The sequence below is a fragment of the Arcicella sp. LKC2W genome (genome assembly GCF_034931005.1).
Taxonomy (GTDB): Bacteria; Bacteroidota; Bacteroidia; order Cytophagales; family Spirosomataceae; genus Arcicella.
In genome coordinates this window covers 151,694-169,545 of sequence record NZ_JAYGIN010000002.1, presented here as the reverse complement: position 1 = coordinate 169,545, position 17,852 = coordinate 151,694, and the positions used below count along the sequence as shown (strand labels likewise).

Here is a 17,852-nt window from a genome sequence, read left to right as displayed (position 1 = left end):
TTTTGTTGTTTTAGGGGTTTAATATTTTTTGTATTTCTTTTTTGTAGTCTTTATTATCAGTCATATCATTATGCTTTTGACCGTTTAAGATGATTAATCTATCATATCTCTTAAAAGATTCCTTTAACCTCAAAGACGATTCATAATAAATAACTTCATCTTTATCCCCGTGAAATATTACAACAGGCATTTTACATTTTTTAACATAAATGTTTGTTTCAAATTTATATTTTAAAATATAGGTAGGAATGATAGGATAAGAGTTTGCCATTAAATCAATCAAACTATAATAAGGTGCTTGAAGTATTAATAAGTGTGGCTTGTTAGTAGAAGCAAGTTTTGCTGCTAATCCAGTTCCAATAGAATAGCCTAAAACAACTATTTTATCTTCTGAATATCTTTTCTTCATTTCATCATAAACAGTTTGAATATCATCAAAAAGCCCTTGTTCTCCATTAATTTTCCCCTCACTTTTCCCATAACCTCTATAATCTAAAAGAAAAACATCATAGTTTAAATCATTATATGTTTTTGCTACCTTTCCCCAAACATTTATTGAACCAGCATTCCCATGTAGGTAAAAAACAAGCCCTCTTGAGTTGTTAGCCTTAAATAGAACTCCATCAAGCATAACTTCATCTTTCATTTTGATTTTAATTTCATCAAATTTTGGCCAAAATGAAACTCATACAACTTGTTTAACTTTTGAGGGAAGAAAATCATTCCTACCTGACTCATGTAGAGATGCCAGCAAATAATTGCATATATTGCCATAAAGAATCCTAAAACATTCAACAGTTCTTTCTTAATCATAACTCTTTGATTACACCTCGTATATGGATTAATAACTTCAAGCTAAAGATAATAAAAATCATAAAACCCTTTACTAATTTTAAAAGTCTTTTCTTTAGCTGAGGAAGTATCCCTTCCATAACGCTAAGTCTAATAAATCACTCGTATCTAAAGGTGGTATGAGACGGATTGTGTTTCATTTTTTTGGCAAGATGAATGTTAAAACTTTCTTAAAAAGAATCATTCAAGCAAATTTTTCAAAAAGTATTTTGAAAATATAAAGATAAACCTCTATCTTTGCAGTCCATTGAATACGGGAATAGTTCAACGGTAGAATGCGGGTCTCCAACACCCTTGATCAGGGTTCGAATCCTTGTTCCCGTGCCATTATTAAGTTCCAAATTTTGGATTTTAGATTTTAAGATTTTGTAAGAAATTGCAAATTGGCTTGAAATTTGAACTCTAAAATTCTGGAACTTAAAAGTTTATAGCAAGAGTGATTATCAATAAAAGTAATTCTTGTAATCTAAACAAATAAAAATACTTACAAAAAAATAACCATGAACAAAATTAAAAACCTTTTCGGTGATTCTTGGACTGAAGTTACAGAAAACGTAACATGGCCTAAATTTTCAGAATTACAGGCTTCGTCAACACTTGTGTTGGTAGCATCATTGATATTTGCTATGGTGGTTGGTTTGATTGACTTTTTATTCAAATCAGGCTTAGAATTGTTCTATCAATCATTTTAATTTCGGAATTTAGGATTTAAAATATCTACAATCTGAAATTAATAATCCGAAATTATAAGAGTATTATGGCAGAGACTAATTGGTACGTTCTGAGAGCAGTTTCAGGACAAGAAAAGAAAATACGGACGTATCTGGAAAACGAAATTACCAGACAAGGTCTTGAAGATTATATTCCTCAAATCATTATTCCTACTGAAAAGATTTTTGAAATGCGTAACGGTAAAAAAGTCGTTCGTGAAAAAACTCTTTTTGCAGGATATATTTTTGTGGAAGCAGATATTAAGTACGGTGAGGTTGCCCACTTAATTACGTCAATGCCAGGTGTAATCGGCTTTTTGAGTTGGAATGATGGTAAAACATCTAAAACGCCAATTCCTTTACGTGCAGGAGAAATCAAACGTATTTTAGGTAAAATTGATGAGGTTGCAGTAATTGAAGAATCATCAAGTTTATCTTTCTCAAAAGGAGAAACTGTTAAAGTTATTGATGGTGCATTCTCTGGATTTGATGCAACGGTTTCTGAAATTTTTGATGATAAAAAGAAACTTAATGTGGTTGTGAAAATCTTCGGTAGAGATACTCCAATGGAATTGAGTTATTCTCAAGTTGAGAAATAAATATTTGTCGAAAGACACACAAAAAAAAGGAGTACATTCAAGAGGATGTACTCCTTTTTTTATCCCTGACCTTCATTTTTTCGTACCTTTGTAGTCGTATAAAAACACAAGAATATGTTAAGAAGACCCCGCAGAAACCGCCAATCGACAGCCATCCGTGCGATGGTAGAAGAAACTACCCTTTCGGTTAATGATTTTATTTATCCAATGTTTGTCATGGAAGGGAAAAACCTCACCACAGAGGTAAAATCCATGCCCGACGTTTTTAGATATACTTTAGATAAATTATTAGAAGAACTTTCAGTTGTTCAAGATTTGGGAATTCGTTCAATTGCTCTTTTTCCACAACTTTCAGAAGATAAAAAAGATAAATTTGCCACAGAAAGCCACCGTCAGGGCAGTTTGTATTTGGAAGCAATCAATCAGATTAAAAATAAATTTCCAGAAATAGCCATCATGAGTGACGTGGCAATGGACCCATATTCATCAGACGGACACGATGGGTATGTCGATGAAAAAGGAAATATTTTGAACGATGAGACACTCCAAATTTTAGGAAATATGGCACTTGCCCAAGCACGGGCAGGAGCAGATATTATTGGACCGTCAGACATGATGGACGGACGTATCGGTTATTTGCGTGAAACACTTGATGACGAAGGATATACCAATGTGAGCATTATGGCATATTCGGCAAAATATGCGTCGGCTTTTTATGGCCCTTTCCGTGATGCCTTGGATTCTGCTCCGAAATTTGGCGATAAAAAAACGTATCAAATGAATCCTGCCAATAGTAGAGAGGCTTTAATAGAAGCGGAATTGGATTATGCAGAAGGGGCAGATTTTTTGATGGTGAAACCTGCTTTGGCGTATTTGGATATTATAAAATTGTTAAACGATAATTTCAACATTCCGATTGCGGCTTATAATGTTTCGGGAGAATATGCAATGGTAAAAGCTGCTGCACAAAATGGTTGGTTAGACGGAACAAGAACGATGGTTGAAAGTTTGACTTCTATCAAAAGAGCAGGTGCAAAAGTGATTTTGACGTATTTTGCGAAGGAATATGCAGGTTTAAAGTAGTGATTGGTTATTGGAAATTGGTTACTGGTGTTTTTCTACCAATAACCAATTTCCAATAACCAATCACTACTTATCTTCTTTCTTCTGAATTTTAGGTTGACTTGGATTTTGTATCTTTTCAGATTTTCTACCCATTTCGTCCATTAATTTCATACCTAAAAGTCCACTTAAAGCTCCATTTTGGTCATTTGAGCCACCTGTAATCAAAATGTCAGGCATAATTTTGATTTTTTCTTTACCAATACTTTCCGTAATTTTCAATTGAGTAAAGTTACCCTCTCCCATCGCAGAAACAGCTAATTGATACGCTTCAGCATCGGCTTTACCAATTGCCAAAATTTTCTCGGCTTCGGCAGCACCTGTTTTACTGATTTTTTCAGCTTCGGCATTGGCAATCAATTTAATTCTTTCTGACTCCGCACTGGCTTGTAGTTTTACTCTTTCAGCCTCTGCTCCTGCTTGCAATTTCAAACTTTGTGCTTCACCTTGGGCTTTTTTCACGGACGCATCGGCTACACGTTCGGCAATAACAACACCTTGGTCGGCTTTTACAATATCTTTCTGAATTTCTGCAATTGCCGTTTCTTTCTCCAAAGCCTGACGAGTTTCTTGTGCCATTTTTTGTGTTTCGTAAGTTACTTTTTGTTCTTCGGCAAGTTTACGGTCGGTCAAGGTTTTCATTAATGACTCTGGCGGAACAATATCACCGATTAAAGTATCAACCGCATTTACGTTATATTGAGAAAGTACCTCTGAAATATATCTACGAGCCGTTTCTTGTCTTTCTTTCCGAGAACCTAAGAACGAAATCACATCTGAATCTTGGGCTGAATTTCTAAAATAATTACCAATGGTTGGTTCAAGAACTTGGCTTACTAAATTGTGCATATTTCCGAATCGAGCGATAACTTTTGGAGCTTCGTAATTAGGAATGTGAATAATTTGAGAAACGTCTAAATTGAAAGGGAAACCGTCTTTTGAACGCACCGTAATCGTCGAAAGGTTTTTATCTAATTGGTGAGATTCAGACCTTGCACTTGCCCAGTTTAAAACCAAATTTGTCGTTGGAACAACCTCAATACGTTGAATGTAGGTATTAATTGGATATTTACCCGGTCCAAGTGGTTCAGCCCAAACACCTTTAAAACCTTTCGTGAAAATATTACCGTGCTTAAATTCCGTTCCGCTTACATCCACGCCTTCTTCGCCTACATACGAAATCACCACGCCAACATTACCAATCGGAATTTCTGTCATGTGAATTTCTTCGATTTTCACAAACCAAGGGTTAATATTGTACGAACCCGCCAAAATCACTTGTTGTTGAAGACCTTTATTTCCTCCTTTATTCAGAAAAGCATCTGCATCTTGAAAATTATTATGTCCATCCACCGATTTACCCGAAATTTGACCTGCATCAATTGACGCACCATCCATCGTAGTGATAATTCCGACCATATTTTCGTGAATTTCAACCATATCCGTAATCTCAACTTCAAAGAGAAAAGTATTGATTCGATACGAACCCGCCGTAATTACTGCCGATTGTCGTCCTTTACGTCCGCCATTTTTCAAAAAAGCCTCCGTATCTTGAAAACCATCACATTCAACTTTTCTTCCTAAAATAAAACCCGTTTCGGATTCCTTTCCGTCTCTGGCGAGAACAATGCCAATTTTACCCGTTGGAATAATCGTTAATGGTTGTAGCGTAATATCATACTGCCAAATCCAATACCAGAAATAAATCCCCGGGGCTAAAGGTTTAGCTTGAAAACCTGCTTCTCCTTCAGTGGCAATAATTCGTCCTTCGGGAAGCGATTTTTTATCTCCAAAGAGAACAAACTTTTTCGTGACCAAACCAATTCGGTCTTCGGGAATAATAATAATCCCAAACAGTCGGAATAAAAATTTGTAGAAAACTAAACATAGAATAGGAACTGCAATACTGATGATGGTGGTAATAGAAAGTGTCATTTTTTTATTGTTTTGGTTGATTAATGCGTCAAATATTGAGTGTTTTGGATGAACTTATTCCAAAATGTGAAGAATGGTTTTAGTTTGGCTTAAATGGATATTTCGCCTTGTACTCCGTTTTACAGTACACTTATCAATATTATATATTTTTTAGCAAGAGCAATTAAGGTGAGATAAATATTGATATATGAGATTTTGGAAGAAATACATAGAGATTAAATGAATTATATTTTCTCTTTTTCTAAAAAAACTCATGTAACTCTTTGTAAATTAAGAACAAAGCCGTAATTTTGCAGTCCGTTTCGTGGAGCAGGTTCTTGAAATAAGTGTTAAAACTATCAAAAGCCTGTGAATCAGATTGTTTCGTTACAGAACAATCTCCCCATGCAACTACCGAAAAATCTCAGGTAAGGAAGCTTCCACCCTTATTGGCAGAGAAATTTCAAACAATTCTAAGATTTTAAACATTTACCGTAATGGCAAAAGAAATAGCAGGCTACGTTAAGTTGCAATGCAAAGGTGGTGCCGCAAACCCTTCGCCTCCAATTGGTCCGGCGTTAGGTTCGAAAGGTTTGAATATCATGGAGTTCTGTAAGCAATTCAATGCAAGAACTCAAGATAAACCTGGTGTTATCCTCCCAGTTTTGATTACTTACTACAAAGACAAATCTTTTGATTTCGTAGTAAAAACTCCTCCTGCACCAATCTTGTTATTGGAAGCAGCGAAAGTTAAATTAGGTTCTGCTCAACCAAACTTGAAAAAAGTTGGTTCTGTAACTTGGGAACAAGTTCGTACAATTGCAGAAACTAAAATGCCTGATTTAAACTGCTTTACTATCGAATCAGCAATGAGCATGGTAGCAGGAACAGCTCGCTCAATGGGCTTGAACGTAACAGGAGAAAAACCATTTTGAGTTATGAGTTATGAGCTATGAGTTATGAGTGTTTACACAATTAACTAATAACCAATAACCAGTAACCATTAACTAATTTACAAAAATGGCTAAGTTAACAAAAAAGCAAAAAGAAGCTCAATCAAAATATGATGCTACGCAAGCGTATTCACTTACGCAAGCTGCTGAAATTTTGAAAGAGATTTCATATACGAAATTCGATTCTTCAGTAGATATCGACGTTCGTTTGGGGGTTGACCCTCGTAAAGCCGACCAAATGGTTCGTGGCGTAGTTGCTTTGCCTCATGGAACAGGAAAAGATGTACGAGTTCTCGTACTTTGTACTCCTGATAAAGTTGAGGAAGCAAAAGCGGCAGGTGCAGACCACGTTGGTTTGGACGACTATATCCAACAAATCGAAAAAGGTTGGACGGATATTGACGTAATTATCACAATGCCAACTGTAATGGCGAAACTTGGCCGTTTAGGTCGTGTTTTAGGACCACGTGGATTGATGCCAAACCCTAAATCGGGAACGGTAACATTGAACGTAGGACAAGCTGTTACTGAAGTGAAAGCTGGTAAAATCGACTTTAAAGTTGATAAAACTGGTATTATCCACACTTCAATCGGTAAGGTTTCATTTACTCCTGAGAAAATCGCTGAAAATGCACAGGAATTAATCAACACATTGTTGAAATTGAAGCCATCATCAGCCAAAGGAACTTATGTAAAGTCAGTAAACTTGTCTTCTACAATGTCTCCAGGTGTTAAAATTGACCAAGCAACAGTTAAAGGATTGTAATCATGACAAGAGAAGAAAAAGGTGCTATCATCCAAGAGTTGAGCGAAAAGTTCGCTGCTACTCCATACTTCTACATCACTGATACAGGAGGATTAACAGTTGCAGAAGTTAACGCATTCAGAAGAATGTGCTTCCAAAGAGGTTTTGAATACCGTGTTGTTAAAAACACGCTTATTGCAAAAGCTTTGGAAACTACAGGAGTTGATTACTCTTCTTTCAACGATACAGTATTCAAAGGATTGTCAGGGATTATTTTCTCACCAGAAAACCCTAAAACTCCAGCGAAACTTATCAAAGATTTCAAGAAAGAAGCTGGAAAAACTAAAATTACTTTCAAAGGTGCTTCTATCGAAGGAGGTTTATTCATCGGCGAAGACCAATTAGCAGCTCTTGAAAACGTTAAGTCGAAACAAGAGATGATTGGAGAAATCATTGGATTGTTACAATCACCTGCGAAAAACGTTGTTTCTGCTCTTCAAAGCAGTGGACAGAAATTGTCAGGTATCTTGAAAACTCTTTCAGAGAGAGAAGGATAATACAATTAACAATTGATAGTGAACAATTAATAATTTAATCGTTTACTTTAAATTGTTTAAAATTAAAATCAATTAATCAAAATCGTAAAACAATAAAATCTTAATACAATGGCAGATTTAAAAGCATTCGCTGAACAATTAGTAAATTTAACAGTTAAAGAAGTAAATGAATTAGCAGCAATTTTGAAAGATGAGTATGGTATCGAACCTGCTGCTGCTGCTGCTGTAATGGTAGCTGGTGGTGGTGCTGGTGCTGGTGATGCTGCTGAAGCTCCTGCAGAACAAACTTCATTCGACGTAATCTTGAAAGAAGCTGGTGCTTCTAAATTAGCAGTAGTTAAATTAGTGAAAGACTTAACTGGTCTTGGCTTGAAAGAAGCTAAAGATTTAGTTGACGGAGCTCCTAAAGCTGTTAAAGAAGGTGTATCTAAAGACGAAGCTGAAGGTTTGAAAAAATCTTTAGAAGAAGCTGGTGCAGTAGTTGAAGTTAAGTAATTAACGAATTCTCTTCATAAAAAAGAGCCACGACGTAAGTTGTGGCTCTTTTTGTTTTGGTGATGATTTCCAAATTTACTTTGCTTCAATCACAAAAAAGCCTTCTTAAACGAATTTAAGAAGGCTTTTTCATTCTTTTTATAAACCAATTATTCCACAGGGAATGTATAATCATCTACATAAACATCTGTATAGATTTCTTTCGGGTCTGGCCAAGGAGATTCTTCCGCAAATTTAACTGATGCTTCAACTGTTACTTTAATTTGTGCATCAATTGCCGCTAAATCTTCTTCGGTTGCGATACCGTTATCCAAAATAGCTTTCTTAACTTGTTCGATTGGGTCACGCATTTTGTACGCTTCAACTTCTTCTTTAGTACGGTATTTTTGAGGGTCAGACATTGAGTGACCTCTATAACGATACGTTTTGAATTCTAAGAAAGTTGGTCCTTCTCCTGCTCTTGCACGGTCAGCCGCACGAGAAACTGCTTCGTGAACAGCTTCAACTGACATAGCATCAACTGATTCTGATGGCATATCATAAGCCTCTCCGATAGTATATAAATCTGTTACGTTTGAAGTACGAGCTACTGATGTACCCATTGCGTAACCGTTGTTCTCAACTACGAAAATTGCAGGTAATTTCCAAGTCATTGCCATGTTAAAGGCTTCGTGTAAAGCACCTTGACGAACAGCACCGTCACCGAAATAACAAATAGCTAAATTTCCAGTTTTGTTATATTTTTCAGCAAACGCTAAACCTGCACCTAAAGGAATTTGAGCACCAACGATTCCATGTCCACCGACAAACCCAACTGATTTATCAAAAATGTGCATTGAACCGCCTTTTCCTTTTGAGATACCAGTTGCTTTTCCGTACAATTCGGCCATAATTGCGTTAGGGTCTGAACCTAAAGCTAATGGAATACCGTGGTCACGGTAAGCGGTAATATACTTATCTCCGTCTTTTAAAGCCGATTTTGCTCCTGACGAACAAGCTTCCTGCCCGATATACAAGTGGCAAAAGCCTTTAATCTTTTGTTGTCCGTACAATTGACCAGCACGTTCTTCAAACTTACGTTGAAGAGCCATTGACTCGTACCAGTACATATAGGTTTCTTTCGAGTATTTTACTTTGTTTTCAGCTTTCTTTGCCATTTTTTACAGTTGTGAGTGAGTGAATGAGTGAATGAGTGAATACTATGAGAACTCATCATTCTTACTTATCTACTGAATACAAACTACGTTTTTAAATTCTAATGAATCTACCATTAATTTGCAGTACGAAATTACGACAAAACCAATAATGGACAAAACGTTTTGAGCGATTAAGTAAAATACTGAATGTTCTTCCTGATAATTATCAGACACTTTAGTCATAAAAGAAGCCTTGATTGGTATTTCTCCTCATTTTAAAATATAATTGGGCTAAAAAAGGTTTATTGAAAACCCATTTTAGCCCAATTAAAACAAAAATCAAAATTACTTCTTAATGGCTCTCGTAATGGCTATCAAAATTATTGCACCCACTACCGACGTAAATAAAGCCCCAAATGTACCTCCAAAATGTAGGTTTAAGATACCAAAAAGCCAGCCACCTAACCAACCACCAACAATACCTAAAACAATATCAATGATGATTCCATAACCATCACCTTTCATAATTAAGCCCGCTAACCAGCCAGCGATGCCTCCAATAATTAAGCTCATTATCATAATACAATAAATTTGGGGTTAAAGAATAAACAAATGTATTGATTCATATTTTTTTTCCAATAAACCATATAATTTTTTATGGAGTAATTATCATTTGTTTACAAACAATAAAGCGTAATATGACTGCTTCATTAAAAAATATATGCGTATCCGTAAAATAATATGTAATTTTTCATCTCAAAATGTGCTTGAACCTTAAAGAAATGAGAACTTTGTATTTGTTCAAAGAGTCAACCCATTAAATCTGAGTTAATGTATTTACAAAAAATAAGTTTAGCGAATTTTAAAAGTTATGATTACGAATCTTTTAAATTTTCGGAGCGGGTGAATTGCGTCGTGGGCGAAAATGGAAGTGGTAAAACGAACTTATTAGACGCTATTTATTTCTTGGCATTAACGAAAAGTTCAATATCCAATCAAGATGCTTTAGCGATTAACCACGAAGCGGAATACATGATGATTGAAGGAGAATTTAATTCGGATTTAGAGACAACACAATCTGAAATCCGAAATCAAAAATCCGAAATCATAACTATTTCTCTACAACGTGGACAAAAGAAGGCCGTTTTACGTGATAAAAAGGCTTATGAACGTATTTCTGAGCATATTGGCAAATTTCCCGTTGTGATGTTATCGCCGAATGATACGGATGTAATTCGAGATGGAAGCGAGGAAAGACGTAAGTTTTTTGATGGTGTAATGGCTCAATTGAATTCTGAATATTTAGAAAACCTCCTTCAATACAACCGACTTTTACTACAACGAAATTCGCTTTTGAAGCAGTTTTCAGAAAGAAATTATGTTGATGACCTTCTGCTTGATATTTACTCCGACCCTTTGGTAGAAGTTGCCATAAAATTACATCAAGCTCGTGAACAGTTTGTGACGGAGTTTTTGCCTCTTTTCAAAAAACATTATGCTATGCTTTCGGATGCACGTGAAGAAGTCGAGATGATTTATGAGTCGGAAGTTGGAGCGGAGAATTTTACGCAAATTTTTAGAAGAAATCGACAAAGAGATTTGGCGGCTCAACGTACCACAATGGGTGTACATAAAGATGATTTTGCGTTTGAGATTAATGGTTTTACACTCCGTAAATTTGGCTCTCAAGGTCAGCAAAAATCATTTGTGATTGCTTTGAAATTGGCTCAATTTGAAATGCTTTCTCAGCAAAAAGGCTTCCCTCCTATTCTTTTATTGGATGATATTTTTGATAAATTAGACGACCGCCGTATTCAACAACTCATTAGAATGATGGTCGATGGAACATTTTCACAGGTTTTTATTACGGATGCCCGACCCGAACGGACACGCCAATTGCTTGATAATCTTGGCGTTGAGGTGGAATATTTTGAGATTAAAAAATAAAGGTTCAAGCGAGGACGCTTGAACCAGTTTAAGACCACAGATTTAACAGATTCTACTGATTTACACCGATTATTCTTGATTTTATCAATGTTAAAAAATAAAGGTTCAAGCGAAGACGCTTGAACCAGTTTGGTGGAATATTTTTGAGATTAAAAATAAAGGTTCAAGCGAGGACGCTTGAACCAGTTTAAGACCACAGATTTAACAGATTCTACTGATTTACACGGTTTATTCTTGATTTTATCAATGTTAATCCGTTAAATCCGTACTATCTGTGGTCGATTCGTCTTATAACAAACTCTTTATCGTGTCACAGGAGGGATTCCTGTGCTACGTTACACCTTTTTAGCAGGATTTCCAAACACTGTTTCTCTTGCTTTTACGGCTTCAATAACAACTGAACCTGCTCCAATTCTTGCTCCTTTACCAATTTTTATTCCTCCTACAATGGTTACGCCCGTTCCGATAAAAACATTATCTTCAATTGAAACACCTGCTCCAATGGTGCTTCCTGCTCCAATTTGTACGTAATCACCAATTTCTGCATCGTAATCTACCAATACTTTGCTATGAAGAATATTGTGGTTTCCTACTTTTGCACGGGCATTGACAATTGCACCTGCTGCTATTAAATTTCCGTGTCCTATTTCAGCGGTCGATGCAACAGTCGCTTGGTCGTGAATGGCATTAATAACTTGTACTTTACGCACTTCATTAACCATTTCAACGATGTTTTTACGCACTTTTTGTTCGTCAATTGCCACAAAAGCGTCGCATTTTTTACCAATTAATTTGGTAAAACCTTCGTCGTCGGTGCTTCCCAAAATCGCAATATCGTCGATTTCGGTATTGTGCAATTCTTTATTATCGTCTAAAAAAGCGTAAACAACTACGTTATTTCTTTTAAAAATATCAAGAGCAACCGCTCCTAAACCATTTGCTCCAAAAATAATTACTGGATTTTCCATTTATGTACTAATGAGTGATTGAGTGAATTTTAAATGAGTGAATTACTTACTGAATTACGCCATTCTTAATCACGTATAAAATTTTACCTTCTTTTACTAATTGAAAATCGGCTTTTGAACCTAAACCAATTTCTTTTTCTGAAACTACTTCCAAACCTTCGGCATTAATTTCGTCAGTTCCAAAAAAGACCGACATATCGCCAATTTCTTCAATTTCTGAAGTCGTCGTGAAATAGTCTTTTCCTTTTACTGGACGTTCAATTCGGTTAATTGCCAAGTCAGCTTTAAAGATTGTGTCACCTTTTTTAATCGTCGCATTTCTGATAATTAAATCAAAAATGGCTTTGCTATTCACCGCTAACTTATCGTATTCTTTGGTGTCTTGCTTTTTGTATTTATCAGACGCTATTAAATGCAAACCCGTTAAAATAGATACAAAATTGAGTTTACGAATATATTGTTTTTCGGGGTCGTTTTTATAACCGCCCGATTCTATCAAAATTAACGTTGTTCCCCATTTTTGGATATTATCGCCAAAAGCACGAGGCTCAAATTCTGAACTCCAACGTCCTACGCAATTCGGAATAAACTCCTGTATGGCTTCATTCATGCCCACAATTACTTGAATGGCACGTTTACGAGTTGGGTTAATGTCCTCAGCTTCATTGTAAGCGGTGGCTAAAAATGACATAGTTGCTAAATTTCCCGATTGCCCAACCGAATATCTACGGTGTTTATCGTGTAGATTAAAGCCAAAATCTGGTTTTAGGTCGAAAACTAATTGCTTCAATAAACGTCCTTCGGGTGTTTGAAGAGCCAAAGCATCACGATTCATATCAATTCCTAAAGCCGTGTAACGTGTCCAAGCCTCCGCCCCGTCAGGATTTAACATGGGAACGAAATAAAAAGTGCATTTTTGGAGCAATTCTGTTCTGAGATTTTCTAATTCATCATCCGTTTTTTGCTTAGAATTATTGGTTTTATTCTCCAAAAAATTAAAAATATCAACCATTGCCATGGTTGCCGTTGCTTCGTCTCCGTGCATTTGCGACCATAAAAGCACTTTGGTTTTCCCTGTCCCGCATTTTATTAGATAAATATCACGTCCTTCGGTAGATTTTGTGGCAACAGATACATCAAACAACTTATTTTGCTTCAATGAGTCGATTTTATCTACTAAAATTTTATAGCCAAAACGTCGTTTCGTAATCGTTTTTTCTATAAAATTGGCATGAGCATCGTGAAGTTTATGTCCGATATTTTGGGTATAAGTCCTTGAAGATAAAGTCATTATTAGAAACAGTATTAAAATGATATTTTTCATATTATGCCAATTAAGATTTTTATAAAACGAAATAAGATTTTGATTGGCAAGCATTAATTTATTCCACAAAGGTACGCAAATACCGATTTTTGAATACTGATTCTCAAACAAATCTAAATACGTTTGGTTAAAAGAGTAAATAGTTGAAATTTTGACAAACATTATCAAACATATTCAGTCATGCTTTTAAAATTCTTATTAGTTGTTGGAACATTTCTATTGATGGAAGGAGTTGCATGGTTTACGCATAAATACATCATGCACGGTTTTATGTGGCGTTGGCATCGCTCGCACCACGTTCATCATAACGAACCTTTGGAGAAAAACGACCTTTTTGCAGTAGTTTTTGCAACGGTTTCTATCTCTACTTTTGCTTTGGGGACTTACGTTCCTTCTTTATGGTTTTTATTTTGGGTAGGCTTGGGCGTATTGTGTTACGGACTTTTCTATTTTATTTTCCACGATGTCATTGTTCACCGCAGAATCAAGATAAAATTTATTGCCAAACATCCCTACATGAAACGTATTATGAAGGCTCATTATGTGCATCATAAAGTGCATACTCGTGAAGGTGCTGAGGCGTTTGGATTTTTGTATGCTCCGAAGAAATATGAGTAATATTTTATTAAGAAACAGAACTATCTACAATTTCAACGCAGACAGGGTTTGAACCCTGTCTGCGTTAGATGGACGAATAAAACCATTAAATCCTTTCCACATTATGATCTTTCACGGTTTCCATATTTTGGTATTTCAAGAACAATTGAGCCAATACGATAATATCTTCACGGCAATAACGAGCGATTTTAGATAAATCATTTTCGTGATGATACGCATGATTTACTTGGTCGCCACTGAGTTCGGTTTTGCTACTGGCAATGTTAAATATAGCCGCTAATAATTCAAGCGAAGTATAGTGTTTTTTGTCGCCAAATTTCCACATATCCAAAGTATCATAATGTAGAATCTCCCAAGGTTTTTTTCCAGAAATTTGTAAGGCCTTCGGGATTTCGATGCCATTTACAAGCATTCTTCGACAGAGGTAAGGATAATCAAATTCTTTTCCGTTGTGAGCACAAAGAGCGAGAGAAGTTGGTTTGTATTTTTTCTCAATAAGTGCTTTAAATTCCTTCAAAACATCCGTTTCATCATCGCTACTAATGGATTTTACTTTCAAACAAATTTCTTGTTCTTCATTCCAATGAAAAAAGCCAACGCCGATGGCTACAATTTTTCCAAATTCGGCATAAATTCCCGCTCTATCGAAATAAAAATCCTCAGCACTCAAATTATTCGGATTTGATAAATAACTGGCTTTGTGTAACCAAAGAGCCTTCATGCGGTCGGGCAAGCGATTCAGCTCAGGCTCTGCCGATACTGTTTCAATATCAATAAATAATAAGTTTTTTGCGACTTTCTGAAAATCCATGTTCTTAGGTATAAGTTATGAATGATGAGGTAATAATACTGTGATTCAAGATTTAAGTTTAACCTCATAACTTATACCTCATCATTCATACCTAAATATTATTCGTGAAGAACACCTTTTAAATTTAGCTGTTCGATATGAATTAAATTTTCTTCTGTGATTGACTCTGGCACAAAAATAAATTTCTTATCAAATACCTGATTATCAACAAAATAACTCACCCAATATTCATTATTCAAATGAAAAACGTCGGGCGTAATCATTTCTATTTTGATAATTTCTTCGGCAGCAACATCTTTATGAAAATGCCTTAATTGTGATGTTTTTACTTGGTTTCCGTCTTTGTCAAAACCGTAGCCACGTGACGTAACAAAAACGGTATTGATGGGGGTTTTTAGGCGATTGATTAAATAAACGTCCCACTCTGCCTCATTGGCTTCATTAAAACTTCTGGCAATGGTTATTTTTACGCCTTCAACGGGACGAAATTCTATATCTTTTTTCATTTTTAATTTTGTTGAGTATTAGATACAAAGTATTAAGAAAATGGTTTGATAATAAACCTAATCACTTTGACCAAATACTTTGTACTTGCGACTTAACTTTTCATTTCAAAAATATCTTCTAAGTTTTTTAACATTCTATCCGACACTTCTTGAAAATCAAGAGATTTTCCTAATTCTTGCTCCATTGAAGTTACGGCTTTGTCGTCGATACCACAGGGAACAATGTGTTTGAAATAACTCAAATCGGTATTGACATTCAACGCAAAACCGTGCATGGTTACCCAACGGCTGGCTTTTACGCCCATTGCACATATTTTTCTTGGGTTTTTCTGTTCGATATAGTCCACCCAAACGCCCGTAAGTCCTTGAATTCTACCTGCTTCAATACCAAAATCGGCACAAGTTCTGATGACGGCTTCTTCCAAAAACCGCATATATTTGTGAATATCGGTAAAGAAGTTTTCTAAATCCAGAATCGGATAACCCACCAACTGTCCTTTTCCGTGATACGTTATATCGCCCCCACGATTGATTTTATAATACTTAGCATCATAGTTTTCTAAACCTTCATCATCCAACAAAAGATGTTCGGGTTTTCCACTTTTGCCTAAAGTATAGACGTGAGGATGCTCACAAAAGAGGACATAATTGGGCGTATTGACCTGATTTTCAGTTGTTAAATTTCTATTTTCGAGTTTAATAGCTACGATTTCAGCATGAATTTTTTCTTGATAATCCCATGCAGTTTGGTAATCTATTAAACCTAAATTTTGGAATATAATTAATTTATTTTGATTCACGATTTTACGAATTGAAATGCCTTTTTTTACAAAATTAACCCTTTTTTAGCGATGGGCAAGACTCTCTGTCTTTACGACATTGTACAAGGCTCACGCTTAAAATCAACCTTTTTTAATCAACCTGACTCATAAAGTATTTACTTGCAATGGATATTGGTTCAGGAAGTTACCCATCAAAAATGTTAGAATAAGAATTAGTCAGAATAACTTACTAAACAACAGCTTCAATGATAAAATACGTCAATGATTTTATCGGCAATTTATTAATTCTGATTAAACCTACTTTTGTCAGGATTGCCATTTTTTAATGATAAAATCAGAAAAAATAAACTTAAAAATGGTTTCATGGCACAGAAATTGTTAGAAATTTAGAGTATTTCAGCATTTTTTACCAAATTTGTAAAAACTGGACATTATTATTTCCCCCGCCTTCTGTCCTTCATTTTGAGATTAAATTTCATTGACTCTATATTACATTAACATTCCCTCAATTTATTTAGATTATGTTAAAATACCGTTTAATCCTTACTTTAATCACCAATTTACTGTTTATTATTAAAATTTCAGCACAAGATTTTAAAGGTAAAGCAACCACTTATCCAGCAGAAGCTTATGGAGATACCACAAGTTCAGGCGAAATTTTAAATGCCAAAATACTGACGGCATCACATGAATATTTCCCGATTGGCTCATTGATAGAGCTTGTAAATCTAAGGAATAAAAAAACAATTCAAGTGATTATTAATGACAATGAAGTGTATGACGAAGACCTAACGCTTGAATTTACAGATGCTGTGGCTCAGGCTTTAGAAATGAAAAAACATGAAATCATTGATGTTAGAATTATGGTTATTAGCTGGGGCAAAACGACTGGCAACATTGCTATTAATGCCAAGAAAGAACCTGAATTTAAGGTAGATTTCAGGAAATATGATTACGTCAAACCGACAGAATCCAAGAAGAATTAGTAAACGGATAAATACCTAACAAACAACAGATTACATTAATAAAACAGTAATTTAAATATTATAAAACATAACAAAACACCCCATTGAACGTTTTCAGTGGAGTGTTTTTCATGGGTTATATACTACCTTTGATTATTGCTTGCTTATTCACTAAATAGACACAATATTATGAAGTTTTTAAAAACATTTACAGCCTTTGCTTTAGTTACAATATTGAGCACCAACGTATTATTTGCACAAGAAGAATATACGCAGGAGGTAAGTATTTATACACTCGGACGATATGGCAAAAAAATGGCAAATGGCGAGTATTTAAGTAGTCGTCACCGTACTTGTTCACATGATTTTTTGCCTGTGGGTTCGTTAATTCAGATTACGAATCCTGTCAATAATCGTAATGAAGTAGTAGAAGTAAATGGAAAAAGTCAATCAACTTCTATTGAATTAACGCACAGTGTAGCTCATGATTTGGGTTTAACGGGTGTTCATAAAGCAACGGTGAAGGTTTTTGTCATGAAAAAAGGTGATGACAACGTTAATCCAATGCCTGTGGCTGAACGTAAAAGTCGAAGTATGACTTATGGTAGTCAGACTTCGTATTCATCTGTGCCTGTTTTTTCAAATCCAGAATCATCGGTAGAAAAGAAAAAAACGTTTGAATTTCCAATGGATTTTCCGCAACATGAGCCGATGAAATTTGATACGGCATCAAAGAAGGTTTTAATGAATGGAAAACCAATCGTTCCAGAAAAAGAGAAGCCTGTTTATAAAGAGAAGATTATTATGAATTAGTAATCATGTGGGAATCATAGGTCACATAGAAACAA

At 35.3% G+C, this 17,852-nt stretch carries 21 protein-coding genes and 1 tRNA gene; 12 read left to right on the top strand and 10 right to left on the bottom strand.

Annotation, left to right across the window (positions count from 1 at the left end; all coding sequences use genetic code 11):
• Positions 1-10 precede the first annotated feature (10 nt).
• Entirely contained in the window at positions 11-646 is a 636-nt protein-coding gene (locus VB796_RS02540; protein WP_323344937.1) for an alpha/beta hydrolase, read from the bottom strand.
• A gap of 459 nt (positions 647-1,105) precedes the next feature.
• On the opposite strand from VB796_RS02540, the gene VB796_RS02535 reads away from it, so the two are divergent.
• The 4 genes from VB796_RS02535 (at position 1,106) to hemB (ending at position 3,244) form a co-directional block, all read left to right on the top strand.
• Positions 1,106-1,179: transfer RNA gene (locus VB796_RS02535), tRNA-Trp, on the top strand.
• Positions 1,180-1,352: 173 nt separating this feature from the next.
• Positions 1,353-1,544, top strand: coding sequence for a preprotein translocase subunit SecE (secE, locus tag VB796_RS02530; protein WP_323344936.1), 192 nt, complete (start codon positions 1,353-1,355; stop codon positions 1,542-1,544).
• Positions 1,545-1,609: 65 nt separating this feature from the next.
• Positions 1,610-2,161 carry a transcription termination/antitermination protein NusG gene (nusG, locus tag VB796_RS02525; protein WP_109744003.1) on the top strand — a complete coding sequence of 184 codons (552 nt, stop codon included), beginning with the start codon at positions 1,610-1,612 and terminating at the stop codon, positions 2,159-2,161.
• A 114-nt stretch (positions 2,162-2,275) separates the two neighbouring features.
• A complete protein-coding gene (gene hemB, locus VB796_RS02520; protein ID WP_323344935.1) occupies positions 2,276-3,244 on the top strand; it encodes a porphobilinogen synthase in 969 nt (322 codons plus the stop codon).
• A gap of 66 nt (positions 3,245-3,310) precedes the next feature.
• Here hemB and VB796_RS02515 read toward each other — a convergent pair whose 3' ends face one another.
• Complete coding sequence (locus VB796_RS02515; RefSeq protein ID WP_323344934.1) at positions 3,311-5,218, bottom strand: SPFH domain-containing protein; 1,908 nt, start codon at positions 5,216-5,218, stop codon at positions 3,311-3,313.
• 476 nt (positions 5,219-5,694) lie between these two features.
• Here VB796_RS02515 and rplK point away from each other — a divergent pair, with 476 nt between their 5' ends.
• The 4 genes from rplK to rplL all read left to right on the top strand — a co-directional run bounded on the left by rplK (position 5,695) and on the right by rplL (position 7,947).
• Positions 5,695-6,132, top strand: coding sequence for a 50S ribosomal protein L11 (gene rplK, locus VB796_RS02510; protein WP_323344933.1), 438 nt, complete (start codon positions 5,695-5,697; stop codon positions 6,130-6,132).
• Positions 6,133-6,217: 85 nt separating this feature from the next.
• Complete coding sequence (gene rplA, locus VB796_RS02505) at positions 6,218-6,916, top strand: 50S ribosomal protein L1 (RefSeq protein WP_109743998.1); 699 nt, start codon at positions 6,218-6,220, stop codon at positions 6,914-6,916.
• A 2-nt stretch (positions 6,917-6,918) separates the two neighbouring features.
• Positions 6,919-7,452 (top strand): 50S ribosomal protein L10, encoded by a 534-nt coding sequence (gene rplJ, locus VB796_RS02500; protein ID WP_109743997.1) that lies wholly within the window; start codon positions 6,919-6,921, stop codon positions 7,450-7,452.
• A gap of 108 nt (positions 7,453-7,560) precedes the next feature.
• Entirely contained in the window at positions 7,561-7,947 is a 387-nt protein-coding gene (gene rplL / locus VB796_RS02495) for a 50S ribosomal protein L7/L12 (RefSeq protein WP_109743996.1), read from the top strand.
• 149 nt (positions 7,948-8,096) lie between these two features.
• Here rplL and pdhA read toward each other — a convergent pair whose 3' ends face one another.
• From pdhA to VB796_RS02480, 3 genes are all read right to left on the bottom strand, one after another.
• A complete protein-coding gene (gene pdhA, locus VB796_RS02490; protein ID WP_323344932.1) occupies positions 8,097-9,104 on the bottom strand; it encodes a pyruvate dehydrogenase (acetyl-transferring) E1 component subunit alpha in 1,008 nt (335 codons plus the stop codon).
• 69 nt (positions 9,105-9,173) lie between these two features.
• The gene (locus tag VB796_RS02485) at positions 9,174-9,326 is read right to left on the bottom strand and encodes a hypothetical protein (RefSeq protein ID WP_323344931.1); all 153 of its coding nucleotides are present in this window, start codon (positions 9,324-9,326) and stop codon (positions 9,174-9,176) included.
• Positions 9,327-9,428: 102 nt separating this feature from the next.
• Complete coding sequence (locus VB796_RS02480) at positions 9,429-9,662, bottom strand: GlsB/YeaQ/YmgE family stress response membrane protein (RefSeq protein ID WP_323344930.1); 234 nt, start codon at positions 9,660-9,662, stop codon at positions 9,429-9,431.
• Between the two features lie 252 nt (positions 9,663-9,914).
• Between VB796_RS02480 and recF the strand changes: the two genes are divergently transcribed.
• Positions 9,915-11,030: a DNA replication/repair protein RecF gene (gene recF, locus VB796_RS02475; RefSeq protein ID WP_323344929.1), complete on the top strand. Its 1,116-nt coding sequence runs from the start codon at positions 9,915-9,917 to the stop codon at positions 11,028-11,030.
• 335 nt (positions 11,031-11,365) lie between these two features.
• Here the strand turns inward: recF and VB796_RS02470 are convergent, their stop codons facing one another.
• Positions 11,366-11,998 (bottom strand): acetyltransferase, encoded by a 633-nt coding sequence (locus VB796_RS02470; protein ID WP_323344928.1) that lies wholly within the window; start codon positions 11,996-11,998, stop codon positions 11,366-11,368.
• A 46-nt stretch (positions 11,999-12,044) separates the two neighbouring features.
• The gene (locus VB796_RS02465; protein WP_323344927.1) at positions 12,045-13,289 is read right to left on the bottom strand and encodes a M14 family zinc carboxypeptidase; all 1,245 of its coding nucleotides are present in this window, start codon (positions 13,287-13,289) and stop codon (positions 12,045-12,047) included.
• A gap of 213 nt (positions 13,290-13,502) precedes the next feature.
• On the opposite strand from VB796_RS02465, the gene VB796_RS02460 reads away from it, so the two are divergent.
• Positions 13,503-13,940 (top strand): beta-carotene hydroxylase, encoded by a 438-nt coding sequence (locus VB796_RS02460; RefSeq protein ID WP_323344926.1) that lies wholly within the window; start codon positions 13,503-13,505, stop codon positions 13,938-13,940.
• Between the two features lie 85 nt (positions 13,941-14,025).
• Here the strand turns inward: VB796_RS02460 and VB796_RS02455 are convergent, their stop codons facing one another.
• The 3 genes from VB796_RS02455 to lipB all read right to left on the bottom strand — a co-directional run bounded on the left by VB796_RS02455 (position 14,026) and on the right by lipB (position 16,057).
• Entirely contained in the window at positions 14,026-14,751 is a 726-nt protein-coding gene (locus VB796_RS02455) for a 3'-5' exonuclease (protein WP_323344925.1), read from the bottom strand.
• Positions 14,752-14,849: 98 nt separating this feature from the next.
• Positions 14,850-15,257, bottom strand: coding sequence for a hypothetical protein (locus VB796_RS02450; protein WP_323344924.1), 408 nt, complete (start codon positions 15,255-15,257; stop codon positions 14,850-14,852).
• Between the two features lie 92 nt (positions 15,258-15,349).
• Positions 15,350-16,057 (bottom strand): lipoyl(octanoyl) transferase LipB, encoded by a 708-nt coding sequence (lipB, locus tag VB796_RS02445; protein WP_323344923.1) that lies wholly within the window; start codon positions 16,055-16,057, stop codon positions 15,350-15,352.
• Positions 16,058-16,560: 503 nt separating this feature from the next.
• Between lipB and VB796_RS02440 the strand changes: the two genes are divergently transcribed.
• Both VB796_RS02440 and VB796_RS02435 read left to right on the top strand, forming a co-directional pair.
• Positions 16,561-17,025 (top strand): septal ring lytic transglycosylase RlpA family protein, encoded by a 465-nt coding sequence (locus VB796_RS02440; protein ID WP_323344922.1) that lies wholly within the window; start codon positions 16,561-16,563, stop codon positions 17,023-17,025.
• A gap of 168 nt (positions 17,026-17,193) precedes the next feature.
• On the top strand, positions 17,194-17,817 hold the full coding sequence (locus VB796_RS02435) for a hypothetical protein (protein WP_323344921.1): 624 nt from the start codon (positions 17,194-17,196) through the stop codon (positions 17,815-17,817).
• Positions 17,818-17,852 lie beyond the last annotated feature (35 nt).